At 38.9% G+C, this 16844-nt stretch carries 19 protein-coding genes; 10 read left to right on the top strand and 9 right to left on the bottom strand.

What is annotated here, in order from left to right; all coding sequences use genetic code 11:
- Nucleotides 1-4: 4 nt before the first annotated feature.
- Complete coding sequence (locus IO68_RS31830) at nucleotides 5-886, bottom strand: LysR family transcriptional regulator (RefSeq protein ID WP_004876958.1); 882 nt, start codon at nucleotides 884-886, stop codon at nucleotides 5-7.
- Between the two features lie 101 nt (nucleotides 887-987).
- Here IO68_RS31830 and IO68_RS31825 point away from each other — a divergent pair, with 101 nt between their 5' ends.
- On the top strand, nucleotides 988-1593 hold the full coding sequence (locus IO68_RS31825) for a LysE family translocator (protein ID WP_004876959.1): 606 nt from the start codon (nucleotides 988-990) through the stop codon (nucleotides 1591-1593).
- Between the two features lie 140 nt (nucleotides 1594-1733).
- Here the strand turns inward: IO68_RS31825 and IO68_RS31820 are convergent, their stop codons facing one another.
- Together IO68_RS31820 and IO68_RS31815 are read right to left on the bottom strand one after the other, a co-directional pair.
- Nucleotides 1734-2258, bottom strand: a complete 525-nt coding sequence (locus IO68_RS31820; protein WP_007484160.1) for a YecA family protein — start codon at nucleotides 2256-2258, stop codon at nucleotides 1734-1736.
- Nucleotides 2259-2330: 72 nt separating this feature from the next.
- Complete coding sequence (locus IO68_RS31815) at nucleotides 2331-2537, bottom strand: PA3496 family putative envelope integrity protein (RefSeq protein WP_004876963.1); 207 nt, start codon at nucleotides 2535-2537, stop codon at nucleotides 2331-2333.
- 352 nt (nucleotides 2538-2889) lie between these two features.
- On the opposite strand from IO68_RS31815, the gene rpoD reads away from it, so the two are divergent.
- From rpoD to IO68_RS31780, 7 genes are all read left to right on the top strand, one after another.
- On the top strand, nucleotides 2890-4776 hold the full coding sequence (rpoD, locus tag IO68_RS31810; RefSeq protein WP_023014201.1) for an RNA polymerase sigma factor RpoD: 1887 nt from the start codon (nucleotides 2890-2892) through the stop codon (nucleotides 4774-4776).
- Nucleotides 4777-4914: 138 nt separating this feature from the next.
- Entirely contained in the window at nucleotides 4915-5202 is a 288-nt protein-coding gene (locus tag IO68_RS31805; RefSeq protein ID WP_004652212.1) for a YbeD family protein, read from the top strand.
- 145 nt (nucleotides 5203-5347) lie between these two features.
- Nucleotides 5348-6094: a hypothetical protein gene (locus tag IO68_RS31800; RefSeq protein WP_031234935.1), complete on the top strand. Its 747-nt coding sequence runs from the start codon at nucleotides 5348-5350 to the stop codon at nucleotides 6092-6094.
- The gene (lipB, locus tag IO68_RS31795) at nucleotides 6081-6737 is read left to right on the top strand and encodes a lipoyl(octanoyl) transferase LipB (protein ID WP_023014199.1); all 657 of its coding nucleotides are present in this window, start codon (nucleotides 6081-6083) and stop codon (nucleotides 6735-6737) included. The genes IO68_RS31800 and lipB overlap by 14 nt, the downstream gene beginning before the upstream one ends.
- A gap of 81 nt (nucleotides 6738-6818) precedes the next feature.
- Nucleotides 6819-7352 (top strand): hypothetical protein, encoded by a 534-nt coding sequence (locus tag IO68_RS31790; RefSeq protein ID WP_004876971.1) that lies wholly within the window; start codon nucleotides 6819-6821, stop codon nucleotides 7350-7352.
- Nucleotide 7353: 1 nt separating this feature from the next.
- Nucleotides 7354-8538 (top strand): iron-containing alcohol dehydrogenase, encoded by a 1185-nt coding sequence (locus IO68_RS31785; RefSeq protein WP_004876973.1) that lies wholly within the window; start codon nucleotides 7354-7356, stop codon nucleotides 8536-8538.
- A gap of 240 nt (nucleotides 8539-8778) precedes the next feature.
- Nucleotides 8779-10191 carry an APC family permease gene (locus IO68_RS31780; RefSeq protein WP_004876974.1) on the top strand — a complete coding sequence of 471 codons (1413 nt, stop codon included), beginning with the start codon at nucleotides 8779-8781 and terminating at the stop codon, nucleotides 10189-10191.
- Between the two features lie 50 nt (nucleotides 10192-10241).
- Here the strand turns inward: IO68_RS31780 and IO68_RS31775 are convergent, their stop codons facing one another.
- Nucleotides 10242-10796 (bottom strand): flavodoxin family protein, encoded by a 555-nt coding sequence (locus IO68_RS31775; protein WP_023014198.1) that lies wholly within the window; start codon nucleotides 10794-10796, stop codon nucleotides 10242-10244.
- A gap of 117 nt (nucleotides 10797-10913) precedes the next feature.
- Here IO68_RS31775 and IO68_RS31770 point away from each other — a divergent pair, with 117 nt between their 5' ends.
- Both IO68_RS31770 and IO68_RS31765 read left to right on the top strand, forming a co-directional pair.
- Nucleotides 10914-11297, top strand: coding sequence for a winged helix-turn-helix transcriptional regulator (locus IO68_RS31770; RefSeq protein WP_023014197.1), 384 nt, complete (start codon nucleotides 10914-10916; stop codon nucleotides 11295-11297).
- An 11-nt stretch (nucleotides 11298-11308) separates the two neighbouring features.
- Nucleotides 11309-11689, top strand: a complete 381-nt coding sequence (locus IO68_RS31765) for a VOC family protein (RefSeq protein WP_023014196.1) — start codon at nucleotides 11309-11311, stop codon at nucleotides 11687-11689.
- Between the two features lie 11 nt (nucleotides 11690-11700).
- Here IO68_RS31765 and IO68_RS31760 read toward each other — a convergent pair whose 3' ends face one another.
- From IO68_RS31760 to lolA, 5 genes are all read right to left on the bottom strand, one after another.
- Nucleotides 11701-12171 carry a tRNA (cytidine(34)-2'-O)-methyltransferase gene (locus tag IO68_RS31760; protein ID WP_019383884.1) on the bottom strand — a complete coding sequence of 157 codons (471 nt, stop codon included), beginning with the start codon at nucleotides 12169-12171 and terminating at the stop codon, nucleotides 11701-11703.
- An 89-nt stretch (nucleotides 12172-12260) separates the two neighbouring features.
- Nucleotides 12261-13634, bottom strand: coding sequence for a siroheme synthase CysG (gene cysG, locus IO68_RS31755; protein ID WP_023014195.1), 1374 nt, complete (start codon nucleotides 13632-13634; stop codon nucleotides 12261-12263).
- A 67-nt stretch (nucleotides 13635-13701) separates the two neighbouring features.
- A complete protein-coding gene (gene serS / locus IO68_RS31750; protein ID WP_023014194.1) occupies nucleotides 13702-14973 on the bottom strand; it encodes a serine--tRNA ligase in 1272 nt (423 codons plus the stop codon).
- A 117-nt stretch (nucleotides 14974-15090) separates the two neighbouring features.
- The gene (locus tag IO68_RS31745; protein WP_019383881.1) at nucleotides 15091-15840 is read right to left on the bottom strand and encodes an RsiV family protein; all 750 of its coding nucleotides are present in this window, start codon (nucleotides 15838-15840) and stop codon (nucleotides 15091-15093) included.
- Between the two features lie 126 nt (nucleotides 15841-15966).
- A complete protein-coding gene (lolA, locus tag IO68_RS31740) occupies nucleotides 15967-16662 on the bottom strand; it encodes an outer membrane lipoprotein chaperone LolA (protein ID WP_004876988.1) in 696 nt (231 codons plus the stop codon).
- Nucleotides 16663-16844 lie beyond the last annotated feature (182 nt).

Here is a 16844-nt window from a genome sequence, read left to right as displayed (position 1 = left end):
CAAATCATTGAATATTGAGTGCAGAAAATTCAGCTTGGCTCGCTTGCATTTCCTCGATCAACCAAGTTTTAAAAATCACTTTGCGTACATCATCTTCAAATGGTGAAGCTGACAGTAAAAAATAAGCTGAGTCATCTTTATATACAGGACTCAACTTTTCTAACATCTGATACTTGATCTCCCTTTCAACCATATAGGCTGAAACCACAGAAGCACCTAGCCCAGCGATTGAAGCTTCAATACATAAATAAAAATGCTCCAACACAGACTTATTTAGCTCATTAAATCGACCATTTTGAATTTCTAAAAATTTCTGCCAAAGTTTCGGTCTTGAAGATGAAATGAATATCTGATCAACCGACTGAGTATTTTGTTTTCCAACACACAGCATGTATTCATCTGCAATTTTTTCGCTATAAATAGCTTTACCCCAATCAAAATCATTGCGTCTCAAGGCTAAATCAATATTCTGAATATCAAAATCAACTGCTCCACCACTGGTCAATAAACCTACTTCGATATTTGGATAAAGCTGCTTAAACTTGCCTAGACGAGGAATAAGCCATTTCATGGCAATAGTTGGTTCACATGAAACGATCAAGGTATTTTGCGATTTTATCTCACCTTGTAACTGTATTAGGCACTGGTCAATTTGTTGGAAAACCTGCTGGCAACATTCAAACAAGATCCGTCCTCGATCAGTTAAAATCAGATGTCTACCCTCTCGATCAAACAAAGCATAACCCAACGTATCATCTAGGTTTTTTAATTGTTTACTTACCGCACCTTGGGTGAGAAATAGCTTTTCCGCAGCAACGGTAACGCTTTCATAGCGTGCCACATAATAGAAAAACTTAAGAGAATTCAAAGACAACCTTTCAATCATTCCAAAATCTCATATATCAATCAAAATTAACTTCGATTTTAAATATAGCAAATATATGAAAAATATATAAATCATTAGTATATTTTTACAAGGTCAATTGAGTGAATGAAATAATTACTATCGTATTGGTTACCGTATTGGCTGTGATTAGTCCTGGTGCTGACTTTGCACTAGTCACCAGAAATAGTTATTTATTTGGTCGTAAGCTCGGTATCTTAACCGCATGTGGTATTGCCAGTGGAGTTTGGGTTCACATCAGCTATAGCTTAATTGCACTAAGTTTTTTACAAAACAATATTCCGAGTCTTCTACAAATTATTCAATACATTGGCGCTGCTTATTTAATTTTTCTCGGTTATAAAACATTTACTCAGGAAAAAGTTTCTTTCAATGCTGAAAATATTTCCATTAGTGCTTTTCAAGCATTTAAACAAGGCATATTAACCAATAGTTTAAATCCCAAAACGACATTATTCGTGATCAGTTTATTTTCACAAATTATGAGTTCAGAAAATAACTTTGTTCATCTTTTGAGTTACGGTGCGTTTATCTCTTTCAGTCACTTAGTCTGGTTTTTATTGATTGCATATTTTTGCTCCACACCAACTATTCGAAATAAAATTTTAGCAAAACAAGTTGTTATTAATCGAATTATTGGCTCTGTGCTAAGTGGCTTAGGTCTAAGTTTATTATTTTCTAGTTTGTAATTTAATCACAATACCCTCAAGAATATATACGACCTCTGTAAATCAAAATACTCTATATATAAAAAACGTCCTCTAGGGGACGTTTTTAATTCACTTAGTTTTATAATTGCACTGAGATGACATCACTGCAAAATGTATCATTACGCAGGTGTATGATACATCAAATAAATTTCATTCAAGTTTTCTGGAATTTCTTCTGCCAGCTCATCCATCAACTGACCATTGCGGCGGAATGATTCCATTTGCGGATCTTCTTCATCAATTCCGCTAAACACCATGATTGGTAGAGTTAAATCAACCAATTGCTCTTCAAATTCTGGGGCAAACCATGCCTCTTCGTTTAAGAACATTGCATCGACGAAACCAACGCTCCAATCACCTAAGCTAGAATCTACATCAGCTTCTTCGATTTCAAATGGAAACTCGATTCCATTTTCATTCGCTAAATCTTGGCGAATCGATTCTAACCAAGCTTTGATTTGCTCTATAATTTCACTTGGAACTTTCTTTTGGTTGCTCTCGAAAAGCTCATCTAACCAACGATCAAATTTTGGACCAACGGCAATAGCACACAAAAAGCCATGAGTCGCTGCGAAATCTAGACCGTATTCGTTTTGATCACCGTCGAGATAATTACTCAATAAGTCTAAATCTAACGTGCTCATTCTTTAATCCAACTTTAAAAATACATCGGCAACAGCATAACATTTTCGATCATAAAGTCTTAGCAATTTTGCTTAGTCTTCATCATCGAGGTCATCGTCGTCGAAATCATAATCAAAATCTTTTAACTCTCGCTCGAGACGACGTTGAGCTAATAGGTCATCGATCAAACGGCGCTTTTCTAATGATTCTTTGGCAGTAAGTTTTCCTGATGACTCATCAAAACTTACATCATCATCGCCATAGTTATCATCATCTAATTCAAAATCTGTAGAAGACACTAAGTACCTCTAATATGAAAAATTTAAATGGGTCTAGCCGCTATTTATCTTTCTTCAAAATTCTTGTCAAGTTTTATTTTATTTTTTTGCTATAAATCGCCAATTTGTACTTTTTTTCGGCGGTTTTTTTGTGTATTTATAGATTAAGGGCAACAAGAATGAAAATTTCCTTCATTTCGAAAGGACTTGATGCTTGAAAAAATAATAGTTAACCCCATATTCAACAAACTACCGTGAAATCAAACGTATTTTTTTATTTAAAGCAAACGGATCAAATCCAAAACATTCCCAGTGAATTGTGCTATCATGCACGGTTTTTCACCGCCACAGATTCAACAAAGAGTAAGCAAAGATGAGCGATATGAATTCCCCTACTTCGCAAGTAGCGGCTCTGATTAGCCGAGGCAAAGAACAAGGTTACTTAACTTACGCTGAGGTTAACGATCATCTCCCAGACTCGATTACAGAAAGCGAACAGATTGAAGACATCATTCAGATGCTTCAAGACGTCGGTATTCCTGTGCATGAGCGTGCACCTGAAACTGACGATGCAATGTTTGGCGAATCTACTGAAGCTGCGGATGAGGTTGCAGAGGAAGAAGCTGCTGCTGTTTTAGCATCGGTTGAAAGTGAGCCTGGTCGTACCACTGACCCTGTGCGTATGTATATGCGTGAAATGGGGACAGTTGAACTCCTTACCCGTGAAGGTGAGATCAGCATTGCAAAACGTATCGAAGAAGGTATTCGTGACGTTTTACATTCAATCGCTTACTGGCCAAACGCTGTTGAAGTAGTTTTACAAGAATATAATGACTTTTTGACTGGTGAGCGTCGTCTTGCCGATATTCTATCTGGTTATTTAGACCCAGAAACTGACGAAGAGATTCCTGAAGTTTTAGAAGAGGAATCTGAAGAAATAGAGGAAGATGAAAAAGCTTCATCTAAAACCAAAGACGTTAAACTAGATGATGATGACGAAGAAGAAGAGTCTGAAGGTGATGATGATTCTGAAGGCGACTCAGGTCCAGACCCTGAAGTTGCGAAAGTTCGTTTTTCTGAGTTAGAAGCTGCTTGGAATGAAACTAAAACGGTTATTGCAAAACATGGCCGTAACAGTGATGAAGCAAAAGCTGCTCTTGAAGCTTTAGCTGCTGTATTCATGATGTTCAAATTCACTCCTCGTTTATTTGAAATCATCTCTGAAATGATTCGTGGTACACATGATCAAATCCGTTCAAATGAACGTGAAATCATGCGTTATGCAGTTCGTCGTGGTCGTATGGATCGTACTCAGTTCCGTACAACCTTCCCTGAACAAGAATCAAACCTAGCTTGGTTAGATGAGCAAATTGCGAAAGCTCCTGCTGAAACTAAAGCACATTTAGAAAAAGTACGTCCTGACGTATTAGCGTTCCAACAAAAGATTGCTGATATCGAGAAAGAACTTGGTCTAAACGTTAAAGATATTAAAGATATCTCTAAACGTATGGCTGTTGGTGAAGCAAAAGCTCGCCGCGCGAAGAAAGAAATGGTTGAGGCAAACTTACGTTTGGTAATTTCGATCGCGAAGAAATACACTAACCGTGGCTTACAGTTCCTTGATTTGATTCAGGAAGGTAACATCGGTCTGATGAAAGCCGTAGATAAGTTTGAATACCGTCGTGGTTATAAATTCTCGACTTATGCGACATGGTGGATTCGTCAGGCGATTACACGTTCGATCGCGGATCAGGCGCGTACCATTCGTATCCCTGTGCACATGATCGAGACGATTAACAAAATCAACCGTGTGTCTCGTCAACTTCTTCAAGAAATGGGCCGTGAGCCTACACCTGAAGAGTTAGGCGAACGTTTGGAAATGGATGAAGTTAAAGTTCGTAAAGTACTTAAAATCGCAAAAGAACCGATTTCGATGGAAACACCAATCGGTGATGATGAAGATTCGCATCTTGGTGACTTCATTGAGGACTCAAACATCACTTCTCCAGTTGATGCTGCGACCTCAGAAGGCTTAAAAGAAGCAACGCGTGAAGTACTTGAAAACTTAACTGAACGTGAAGCTAAAGTATTGAAGATGCGTTTTGGTATTGATATGCCAACCGACCATACTTTAGAAGAAGTAGGTAAGCAGTTTGATGTAACACGTGAACGTATTCGTCAGATTGAAGCAAAAGCATTGCGTAAGCTTCGCCATCCGTCTCGTTCAGAACACTTACGTTCATTCTTAGAAAATGACTAATATTTGGGCCACCTTATACGGAATCAAGACCCTGTTTTGAATCCGTATAAGACTTGAAGTTCAACACTTCATCCCCATCTATGTTATAGATCATAAGCGCCTGCACTGATGCAGGCGTTTCAAGTTAAGAGGTTGCTCATGTTAGACCGCACTCCTTCTCGTGAATTACAAGAACATCTTTGGGTTTTCCCAATGGACTATCCAATCAAACTGATTGGCAATGCTGGGGATGAACTTCGAGTAGCTGTTGTTGATATTCTACAGAAGCACTTTCCTGAATTTGATGGCGACACAGTGAAAGTTCAGCCGTCACGTACAGGTAAATACCACTCTTTAACTGCACAATTACGCTTTGAAGAGCTAGAACAAGTTCATGCCTTATACGCTGATCTTGCAGCCTGTCCTTTAATTAAGACAGCGCTTTAATAGAGAAATCCAAAATACGAAAGTGTTTTGGATTTTTTATACCGATTTCAACATAATATCTAATCAACTGAATTACTGATAAAAATCAGTTAATATCTTAAAATATCGTTCTATAACTCTTTGATGTATGGTTGCGAATCTACAGATGAAAAAGCATGTGCTTCTAATCGCAGCAATTACAGTTTCATTCGCCAATTTATGCTATGCAAAAACTAAGACTTTTACATGGCAAAATGATCTGTGTGAGTTTGAAGGACAATATAATCCTCAGCAATATTCAGAAAAGCAATTACAAGATACCGTGCAAATGATGCAATTGAGTCATACAAGCCTATTAAATAGCAGATCTTATGCATTCAAACCTGAAGATATTGCGAAAATCAAACTAAAAGAAATTGATCAAGAATATAAAAACACTCGAACCCAATTAAACAATCTTCACTCGATACCGCTCAAGGCGTTTCAAACACTTAAACAAAATTTACTCACTGCTCTTGATCAAGAATATCGACATAATTACTTAACTGCTGCTGCATTTTCACAGCCTGAAAAATTATTGATCAGCGACTATGGTCAACAATGTTTTGCTATTGCCAAATCGCTGAATACAAGAAATAGCAACACCCTACTCAAGAATGCAAAAAAATCTTTGGAAAAAGAAAATAAACATCAGTTAAAGCTTGGAAATAATCAAGATTTCCTAGCAAAACGTGCACAAGATTTTGATGTAAAGCTAAAAAGCAAAAATGCCGTGCAATATGCACAAATTCAATTAATTCGTGACTGGTCAAATTGCGCCAACTCACATCAATCTCAAGATGAGCAATTGGAACAGGTTTTCCGCAACACCGTATTCATTCAGACAAAGGAAGTTTATTGTGACGAACCTTGATAAACCCTCCTTAATTATTCGCTGCTTCAATGATCTACAAGATTACACAGCACGCTTTGAGGCAATGAAAGACTTTACAACACACCGTGATGAAACTACACCAGATGAAGTTTGGTTATTACAGCATCAAGATGTGTTAACACAAGGTCAAGCTGGCAAAGCAGAACATATCCTCATGCAAAGCAACCTTCCCGTTGTTCATACTGACCGTGGTGGACAAGTGACATGGCATGGTAAAGGTCAACTGGTAGCCTATTTCATGTTTGATTTGAATCGTCTGAAATGGCATGTACGCACATTGGTTAGCTTTGCTGAGAAAGCAATGATCGACCTACTCCAACAATATGACATTCAGGCGTATGCGAAACCAGATGCACCTGGCGTCTATGTGGATGGACGTAAAATTGGCTCTTTAGGTTTTAAAATTCGTCGTGGTCGTAGTTATCACGGCTTAGCTTTAAATATCGACTGTGATCTAAGCGGTTTCCAAACCATTAATCCTTGTGGATACGCTGGTTTAGAAATGGTACGCTTACAAGACTTGCTTAAAGATTACCCAAGCTTTGAGCAACTTTGTCATGATTTTGTTGCTTATTTAAAAAATACAAATTTCTTTCATGACCTTGAAGTCAAATCTGAATAAATTACTTTTCAATTCTAAAGAAATAAATTAGAGTAATTACTCTAAATTTGCTTTTGCATAATTTTAACAAGGGATACGCAAGTGATTTCGACCAAAGCAGTGAAGCCCACTTTGCAATTTGCCTACGTAAAACTCATGATGGATGTTGTTGGTCGTGGTTTAGTAATGGCAAGCCAAGTGGACAGTGAAGTACAACAGGAAGTTTCAAAATTTCCTATTGGCTTCATACTTTCAATGAATGTATTTCCAAATGGACCTGCATTTATTGCTCGTGTAACAGAAGAAAAACAATTAGAGCTTTTACCGAATTTCAAAGGAAAGCCTGATTTAACCATTACCTTCAAACATCTAACGCATGCATTTCTGGTATTTTCTTTCCAAGAAAGTACGGCACAGGCATTTGCCAATGACCGCATGATCGCTGATGGTGATGTTTCAAGCGCAATTCGTCTTGTACGTTGCTTGAATAAAATGGAAGCCCTGATCTTACCTAAATTGATCGCTTCACTTGCCGTAAAACGCTACCCAGCCGAATTGACATTAAAAGAAAAATTCACGGGTGCGAAAAACATTTATCTTAAAGTAGCGAAATCATATCTCAAACGGAGCGCATAACATGGCTAAGCCTTATTACGAGTTTTTTTGTCCTGTAAAAGTAATTGCTGGTAACGCTGCGTTAGAGCATATCCCTTTTGAACTTGCCACTTTAGGCGCAAAACGTCCAATGATCATTACAGATAAAGGCGTACGTGCAAATGGTTTACTCAATCCAATTGAAGCTGCTTTCAGTACAACTGATGCAGTCATTGGCGCAATCTTTGATGATGTTCCACCAGATTCAAGTTTAGAAGTCGTTCGTCAAGCAGCTGAGCTTTATCGTAAACAAAAATGTGATGCGATCATTGCGATTGGCGGTGGGTCAGTAATTGATACCTCTAAAGCCACCAATATTCTAGTTTCTGAAGGCGGTGACGATTTACTACAGTATTCTGGTGCACACAATCTACCAAAACCATTAAAACCATTTTTCGTTATTCCGACGACATCTGGTACTGGTTCTGAAGCAACTATGGTTGCTGTTGTTTCTGACACACAGAAAAATGTAAAACTAGCTTTCGCTTCTTATTACTTGATGCCACATGCTGCGATCCTTGATCCACGTATGACGCAAACTTTGCCACCACACCTTACAGCCATGACAGGTATGGACGCATTGACTCACTGTGTTGAAGCTTATACATGTTTGGCTGCAAATCCATTAAGTGATGCTTATGCAAGTGCTGGGATCAAAAAAATCAGTGAAAATCTATTCAAAGTATTGGACAATCCAAGTGATGCTCAAGGTCGTTTAGAACTTGCTCAGGCTTCAACGATGGCCGGTATCGCATTCTCGAACTCAATGGTTGGCTTAGTACATTCTTTAGGTCATGCTTTAGGTGCAGTTGCACATCTACCCCACGGTTTATGCATGAACTTATTCTTGCCATATGTGCTGGAATACAACAAAGAGATCAATGGCGACAAGATCGGTGAATTATTATTACCTCTTGCAGGCGCAGACATTTATGCACAGACTCCAGCCAATCTTCGTGCAGAAAAAGCAATTGCCACAATTTTGACCATGCGTGATCGATTATTTAGCTTAACTAAGCTTCCTCGCACCTTAAGAGAGACAGGAAAGGTCACTGAAGCTCAGTTAGATGAAGTTGCCGAGAAGGCATTAAATGATGGATCTATCATTTATAATCCAAAAGAAGCAAATATAGATGATCTGAAAGCTATTCTTAAAAAAGCTTGGTAAATCAATACTTAAAATACCAAAAGGTTCGATTTTTTATTAAATCGAACCTTTTTTATTGGTTTCGTGAATTTTCATTCATCTTTTTTCTTGGCAAATTGGCTAAAAAATTGCTAAAAAATCTCCAAAGCTACTGACAAACTGCCTTAAATTAGGATAGATTTGCGCACTTTAGATTTTTATCGGGGGGATCGTTCGTCTCAAACGATCCTTGACACTAAAGCTGATCCTTGATCAACGATTATGAGGACAACGCCGTTGACAAATACTTCTGGGACTCAATCGGCAGCTAAACTGCAAAAAACGCTAGGACTCTGGCACATTATCATCATTGGTTTGGCTTATATCCAACCAATGACTTTGTTCGATACTTTCGGTCTAGTATCTGAAGAAAGTCATTACCATGTGCCAACCTCTTACATTGTTGCATTGATTGCAATTTTGTTTACCTCGATTAGCTATGGTCATATGATTCGTCGCTACCCTTCCTCTGGGTCGGCATATACCTATGCCCAAAAATCCATTCACCCGAATGTTGGTTTCATGGTGGGTTGGTCTTCATGGTTAGACTACCTACTCTCGCCAATGGTCAATATCATTCTTGCTGTAATTTATTTAGAAGCACTTTTCCCATCAGTGAACCACTGGATATGGGTAATTGTTCTCACAGCATTTATGACAGGTGTTAACCTACGTGGTGCACGATTTGTTGCGAACTTTAACAGTTGGATCGTTTTAGTACAGCTCATCGTAATTGGCACATTCACTTATTTGGTTTATCAAAAACTTCAAATGGGTGTGAATGCCGACGGTCCTATCACGGCTGAAACACGTTATCAGCTTTGGAGCTTAGAGCCTTTCTGGAATGAACTAACTTCAGTCGGTGCACTCATCACTGGTGCAACGTTACTTTGCTTCTCGTTCACTGGCTTTGACTCACTAAGTTCACTTGCTGAAGAAACCAAAGATACTGAGAAAACACTCCCTAAAGCAATTTTCTTAACGGCATTATTCGCGGGTGTGATTTTCATTATCAGTACTTACTTTATGCAGATCTATTTCCCGAATGATCCTACAACATACTTTAAAGATGTTGCTGCCACACAGCCTGACATTTTACTATTAGTCGGTGGTTCATTATTCCAGTCATATGTTCTAGCATTTGCAATCGTCACTGTAATGGCATCAGGTATTTCAGCACATGCGGGTGTATCTCGTTTGATGTACGTGATGGGTCGTGATGGTGTAATTAATAAGAAAATCTTTGGTCATATCAGCCCAAAAAACTTCACCCCTTCATATAATATTTTGATTGTGGGTGCCGTTGCGTTAACTGCTGGTTTCATGAATCTTGATATTGTCATTTCAATGATCAGTTTCGGTGCTTTAACTGCGTTTACCTTTGTAAACTTATCAGTAATTTCTCGTTATGCATTACGAGATGGTCGCACGAAGAACTTTAAAGATATTCTGAGCTTTGTGATTATTCCACTACTCGGCTTCCTCAGTGTCTTTGCAATGTGGTTAGAAATTGAAGAGACAGCACTCAAATACGGCTTGTGGTGGGCAATGTTTGGTATTTTATATCTTGGTTATAAAACTAAAGGTTTTAAATACTCTGCTCCTCAACACAATGAATTTGATGACAGACTATAAACTGTCGACAAATAAAAAGGCGCTTGATGCGCCTTTTTATTTATGTTCAATTAGCCATGTAACTTTTCAACAATCGTTTGGACACGTTGCGCATAAAGTTTTGCTGTTTCTAAATCGCCTGTCGGGATTTCGTCCACGCTTGCATCAGATGGTGTTTGCACCAATAAACCTACTGAACCACCCAAATTATTCACATCTTCACGTTTTGCTTCTTTAGTATTTGCCGGTAACAGCCCCAAACTTACCCAAATTCCGCCATGCTGTGACGCCAGTGTTTGTAACTGAATTAATGTCACTTGCTTATCGCCATTCAAACTTGCGCTATTTGTAAAGCCTGCAAACACTTTATCTTGCCAACCACGTGTAAACCAAACTTTAGAAGTAGTATCAGCAAATTTTTTGAATTGCCACGGCGCAGAACCCATATAGGTTGGTGCCCCAAATACAATACCTTGTGCTTCGCTAAGTGCTTGCCAAGCTTGCTCAGAAATTTCTCCGTTTTGATCAATTTCAATCAGCGAAGCTTGGATTGTTTGCGCAAAAGTTTCAGCAACTACTTTTGTATGACCATAACCAGAATAATAAACAACTGCTATGTTTGACATGAGTTTTATCCAAATTTTTAAAAAGTTCGATTTAATGATATATTTTAGAAACTAGGTGTCAATTAGTTACCAATTGGTAACTAGCTCAATTTAACTGAAGTTTTAAGGATGTTTTAAATGAATCAAGCATTAAAATATAATATTTATCAACAACATTGCCCTGCTCGGTTATTTTTTGAAAAAATTGCAGATAAATGGGTATTATTGATTATCAATGTGCTAGCAAGAGAAACTCAGCACTTCAATTTGCTCAAGAAAAGTATTCAAGGGATTTCACCCAAAGTCTTATCGCAAAAGTTAAAAATGCTGGAGCGAGATGGATTCATTGAACGCCAAGTGCAAAACACCTCACCTATACGTGTCGATTATTCTTTAACGTCACTAGGATTAGAGGTAGCTAAAATGGCTTATCAATTGAAAGATTGGGCTGAAACCAATATTGAACAAGTGATCACTGCACAACAGCGCTTTGATGCAACACAACCAGAAGAATCAAAATAAATGGTGAATATATGCACCCACAACCTTTAATTGCGGTAGAAGATGTAGAGAAAACCAGTTTATGGTATCAAACCATGTTGGGACTTAGTAGCGGACATGGTGGCAAAGAATATGAACAGTTAATGTTTAACCAGCATATGGTTCTACAACTACATCAATGGCAAGCACATGAACACCCTCATATCGGCAGTCCAAATACAGCGATTGGCAATGGCGTGTTATTGTGGTTTGAGAGTTCTCAATTTGATGAGATTGTACAAAAACTACAAAATCATCAAGTCGAAATTTTAGAAGGGCCTAAATATAACGCGAATGCACATCATCGAGAAGTTTGGTTTAAAGACCCAAATGGCTATACTCTCGTTGTTGCGAGTCCCTATGGCGATGTATAGCGATGCATTAATTAGAGTTGTTTGAAGCCTTGTTGACGCCATGCTTCGTAAACAATCACCGCTGTTGCATTCGACAGATTTAAACTTCTTGAGTTTTCCGCCATTGGCAAACGAATCCACTGTTCTTGTGGAAACATTAAACGTACCTGCTCTGGCAGACCGCGTGTTTCTGGCCCCATCAATAAAGCCACAGGGCGATTTAGATCAACCGTGTGCGGTGTTGCCGTTCCTTTAGTTGTTAATGGGAAAACATGCTCAACACCTTTTGCTTTTAAATCAGCAAGGCAAAGCTCGATATTGTCCCAAATTTGCATTCTTGCCCATTCGTGATAATCCAATCCCGCACGTTTAAGCTTTTTATCATCGAGTTCAAAACCTAAGGGTTTAACCAAATGAAGCTGTGCGCCAGTATTGGCACATAAACGGATGATATTACCTGTATTCGCAGGAATTTCAGGCTCGAATAGAACAACATGAATCACAAATTTTCTCTACTTTTCATAATCCCTCCTAGTCTCCCTTTTTCAAAGGGAGGAACTCCCCTCTTTTAAAAAGAGGGGTTGGGGGAGATTTATTGCCATTTTAACTGTTCACGTAGGCTCACCACTTCACCAATAATGGTTAAAGTCGGCGCTACAATATGATGCTCTGACACTTTAGTTGCAATATCATCCAAAGTTCCAACCACCACTTTTTGTTCAGGGGTTGTCCCTTTAGAAATGAGAGCAACAGGCATATTCGGTCGCTGACCATGTGCAATCAATTGCTCACAAATCCGCTCTAAACCAACCAAGCCCATATACAATACAAGGGTTTGATTTTCATAAACCAGTTCATTCCAAGGAAGTTCTGGCGAACCCTCTTTTAAATGACCTGTAAGAAAACGAACACTTTGTGCATAATCACGATGCGTCAATGGAATACCAGCATAGGCTGAACAACCCGAAGCAGCTGTAATACCCGGAACGACTTGGAAAGTCACATTGGCTTCTACCAACTCTTGAATTTCCTCACCACCACGTCCAAAGATAAATGGATCACCGCCCTTTAACCGGCAAACACGTTTACCTTGCTGTGCGTAATCAACCAATAAAGCATTAATACCATCTTGCGGAACGGAATGATTAGAACGTGCTTTACCCACATAGATTTTTTCAGCATCGCGACGACATAAATCTAAGATAGGTGCAGACACTAAGCGATCATAAATCACCACATCAGCTTGTTGCATCAAACGCAGAGCTTTCAAAGTCAAAAGCTCAGGATCACCCGGCCCCGCACCGACTAAATACACCTCACCTTTCGGTGCGCTCCATTCAGTTAATGCCTGTTCAATCAGATCATTGGCGACATCTAAATTATCATTGAACACTTGCTCTTTGAGCGGACTTGCATACAAGTTTTCCCAAAAGATACGACGTTCATCTGGATTAGAAATTTTTGCTTTAACTTGCTTACGCCACTGTCCAGAAAACTCTGCGAGTTTGCCTATACCATGTGGCACAATCGTTTCGATCTGAGTACGTAGCTGTCGAGATAAAACAGGCGATGCGCCATTCGATGCAACTGAAATCACCAAAGGTGAACGATCTATAATTGCTGGCACCATAAAGCGACAATGCGGAATATCATCCACACTATTCACCAGTAGATTACGCTGTTCGCATTGTTCAAAAACGGCTTTATTGACTTCAGCTTGATCAGTTGCAGCAATCACTAAACGATAAGGCGTTGCTAGAATACTTTCAGAAAAAGCAGCTTGAATATATTGTCCTGCTGACTTCGCTACAAGTTGAAGTAGCTCAGGTTCAATCTCAGGTGCAATCACATCGACAATTGCACCTGCTTTGACCAACAAATTTGCTTTACGGTAAGCAATATGCCCACCTCCAACAATCAGACAACGTTGCTGTTGCAACTTTAAAGAGATTGGGAAAATTTCCACATCATGCCTCTATATTTTCAATCTGACTGAGATAAAGCAAAAACTATGCACAAATTAGATGCACAGTTTAGTCAATATACGTTGCACCGCCCATATATGGACGTAGCACTTCAGGAATCTCAATAGAACCATCTGCACGTTGATAGTTTTCCATCACTGCAAGCAAAGTACGACCTACAGCCAAACCTGAACCATTCAACGTATGCACCAATTCGATCTTCTTCTGATCTACGCGGTAGCGTGCTTTCATACGACGTGCTTGGAAATCACCCATATTTGAGCAGCTAGAAATTTCACGATACGTATCTTGGCTTGGTACCCATACTTCTAAATCATAGGTTTTAACTGCACCAAAGCCCATATCACCACCACAGAGCAAAATCTTACGGTAAGGTAAGCCAAGCGCTTGTAAAATGCCCTCTGCGTGTGCAGTTAGCTCTTCAAGTGCTTCCATAGAGTGCTCAGGCTTAACAATTTGCACCATTTCAACTTTATCGAACTGATGCTGACGGATCAAACCACGTGTATCACGTCCATAAGAACCTGCTTCACTGCGGAAACATGGCGTATGTGCTGAGTATTTAAGCGGTAGACGGTCAGCATCAATAATTTCATCGCGCACAAAGTTCGTGATTGGCACTTCAGCTGTCGGAATCAAATAATATTCTTTTTCACCTTGCAGCTTGAATAAATCTTCTTCAAATTTAGGCAATTGACCTGTACCACGTAAAGTATCGGCATTGACCAAATATGGTACATAAGCTTCTGTGTAGCCATTCTTAAGTGTATGTGTGTCTAGCATGAATTGCGTTAAAGCACGTTGTAAACGCGCTAATGGTCCTTTCAACACACTGAAACGAGAACCCGTTAGCTTCGTCGCAGTTTCAAATTCAAGCCCACCCATCCACTCACCAAGATCAGTATGATCTTTGATGTCAAAATCAAACTGGCGCGGCGTACCCCATTTTAAAATTTCTAAATTATCGCTTTCATCTTTACCTTCTGGAACAGACTCATCTGGTAAGTTGGGGATCGCAAGCGACTTTTGCTCTAGTTCTGTTTGCAACTCAGCCAAGGCAACTTCTGCCGCTTTGATTTCATCACCAATCGCAGCCATACGTGCCATGATTTCAGATGCATCTCCACCCGACTTTTTGATTTGACCAACTTGTTTTGCACCAGCGTTACGTTCAGCTTGTAAATTTTCAGCTTTCGACTGTAAATCTTTACGGCGAGCTTCTAAATCAGCCCACTCTTGTACATTCAGCTGAATTCCACGTTTTGCTAAAGCAGCATTCACTGCTTCAATATTATTTCTGAGTAATTTTGGGTCGATCATAATCAATCATGAATAGAGAAAAAACTGGCTATAGTGTAAGGCTTTAACCTAAAAAAATACAGCGATAGAAAACAAAGACTCAGCATCTACAACGGATTGTAGGTGCTGAAAAACTGATTAATTTGGTTCTTTAGGTAAACTTGGTAAATATTCAGCTTTGATAAATTGCTTCGCAGCATAATATGGTAGGGTTAGCTCACTCATCCCTTCAGCATAAGATGCTAATTCATAAAGTGGATATACAAAGACAATACCATTCACGCCATAATAATAATTATCGCTGACCTCTAACTGATCTTTCTTAACATTATGCTCTTCTAACCAGTTTTGATTGGCTGCATATAATTCATCACGAAGTTTCTGATTCATATCAGGTTTAAGGAGTTCACTGACCGTAATATGTTTTTTATTGGCCAAATCAAAATTCACAAACTCTTGATGTGACATACCATGCGCCGCACCCGCTGAATAAGAATAAGTTTGAATTGCAAAAGTCGCTAAATTATAGTTTTGTCCAACGAAGCGAACATAGGTACTACTTTCACTTTGCAAAGCTTGATTGGCTGGCTCTTTTACTTGTTGATCGGGTAAATCAGCAAACGCATTTGGTTCTGCTTTTTTCATGCGGTTTACAAAATAATCATCAATCCATTTTTGATTGGTTTCCACAGTTTGCAAATCATAATTGGTGCAACCATCTTCCAAACATACTTTCTGCTTTGGAATTTTGACAGTAACAACTTTTGCCTGAATAAGTGGAATATCTGTTTTTTCAACTTTTGTTGTTTGATCTTGTTTCGGTTGACAGCCGACCAGTGCAACAACTGTCATGATTGAAATCAATGGGAGTAATTTTACCGTCTTCATCGTTATGCAAGTCTCTGATGTTTTTCATCACTATACAAAGCCCTGCTCTTAGATAAAATTAAGAAATGTATCTGTTCAGGCTAGAAAAAAACCGCATCAACTGCGGCTTTTTTCAAAAATTAAAAATTACTGATCAATAATATCTGTGCCTTTTGGTGGCTCAAAATTAAAGACTGATGCTGGAATCGTTGGATTCACTTTAATATTACTAAAGCGAACATAGGTGGTTTGTCCTAATGAATCTTGTAATACCATTAAGTTAGGTGCTTTATTTGCGCCAAAACTAATCGTCATACTTTGGAAAGCACTGTCTTCTTGCTTTGGATATAAGGTGTAATACAACTTCGTACGGTCAGGCTGCGTTACACGATATGACTGCATAATTTGATTGGTATTACCCGACAATAATAATGCAGGCGTATTGGCAATTTGATCATCTAGGCTTTGACGGACTGCTTGTTGTAAATCAGGATCATAAATCCACACGACCTTACCTGTTGTCACAATCGTTTGTTTCGCAGGGCTCGTTGTTTCCCAGTAGAATTTCCCAGGACGTTCAACTTTCATCACACCTTTGAAAGTTTGATTCATATGCTGTGCAGTTAAACCCTTTTTCTGCACATTTTTGTTATTGGTTACTTTGGTTGTTTGCTCAAAATCTGCTGTTAGACGCTGCAAACCAGACAACTGTTGAACCAAACTTGTTGTTGCTTGCTGGGTCGAAGCTGCGACAGGAGCTGCAAACACCTGTGTGCTCATCACTGGAGCTAAGGTCATTGCACTTAAAGTTGCCGCGTAAGCCATTTTTTTTACGAAATTCATAAAATGAACCTTCTATCAGATTTCTACTGTTATGACGACATCTTACTGTTTTTGATCACTAAAAAAATGAAGAAAAGCACAGGTTTTGTTTATTTCATGTCGCAAAGTCCTGCATTATGTATGAAGTTGCAGCCTTTATGTAGGAATTGTAATGATAAAAATTACGATCAAAACCTGAATTA

Source organism: Acinetobacter sp. COS3 (genome assembly GCF_000475335.1).
In the GTDB taxonomy this organism is placed as follows: Bacteria; Pseudomonadota; Gammaproteobacteria; order Pseudomonadales; family Moraxellaceae; genus Acinetobacter; species Acinetobacter venetianus.
The sequence above is the reverse complement of the archived record's forward strand: the minus strand, read 5'-3'. Positions and strand labels throughout refer to the sequence as shown.

Bases quoted from the DNA above. Each gene is read 5' to 3' on its own strand.
- IO68_RS31780 (WP_004876974.1), top strand. From the start codon at position 8,779: ATGAGGACAACGCCGTTGACAAATACTTCTGGGACTCAATCGGCAGCT.
- IO68_RS31800 (WP_031234935.1), top strand. From the start codon at position 5,348: ATGAAAAAGCATGTGCTTCTAATCGCAGCAATTACAGTTTCATTCGCC.
- IO68_RS31820 (WP_007484160.1), bottom strand. From the start codon at position 2,258: ATGAGCACGTTAGATTTAGACTTATTGAGTAATTATCTCGACGGTGAT.
- IO68_RS31765 (WP_023014196.1), top strand. From the start codon at position 11,309: ATGCACCCACAACCTTTAATTGCGGTAGAAGATGTAGAGAAAACCAGT.
- IO68_RS31745 (WP_019383881.1), bottom strand. From the start codon at position 15,840: ATGAAGACGGTAAAATTACTCCCATTGATTTCAATCATGACAGTTGTT.
- rpoD (WP_023014201.1), top strand. From the start codon at position 2,890: ATGAGCGATATGAATTCCCCTACTTCGCAAGTAGCGGCTCTGATTAGC.
- IO68_RS31775 (WP_023014198.1), bottom strand. From the start codon at position 10,796: ATGTCAAACATAGCAGTTGTTTATTATTCTGGTTATGGTCATACAAAA.
- lolA (WP_004876988.1), bottom strand. From the start codon at position 16,662: ATGAATTTCGTAAAAAAAATGGCTTACGCGGCAACTTTAAGTGCAATG.
- IO68_RS31770 (WP_023014197.1), top strand. From the start codon at position 10,914: ATGAATCAAGCATTAAAATATAATATTTATCAACAACATTGCCCTGCT.
- IO68_RS31830 (WP_004876958.1), bottom strand. From the start codon at position 886: ATGATTGAAAGGTTGTCTTTGAATTCTCTTAAGTTTTTCTATTATGTG.
- IO68_RS31785 (WP_004876973.1), top strand. From the start codon at position 7,354: ATGGCTAAGCCTTATTACGAGTTTTTTTGTCCTGTAAAAGTAATTGCT.
- IO68_RS31805 (WP_004652212.1), top strand. From the start codon at position 4,915: ATGTTAGACCGCACTCCTTCTCGTGAATTACAAGAACATCTTTGGGTT.
- serS (WP_023014194.1), bottom strand. From the start codon at position 14,973: ATGATCGACCCAAAATTACTCAGAAATAATATTGAAGCAGTGAATGCT.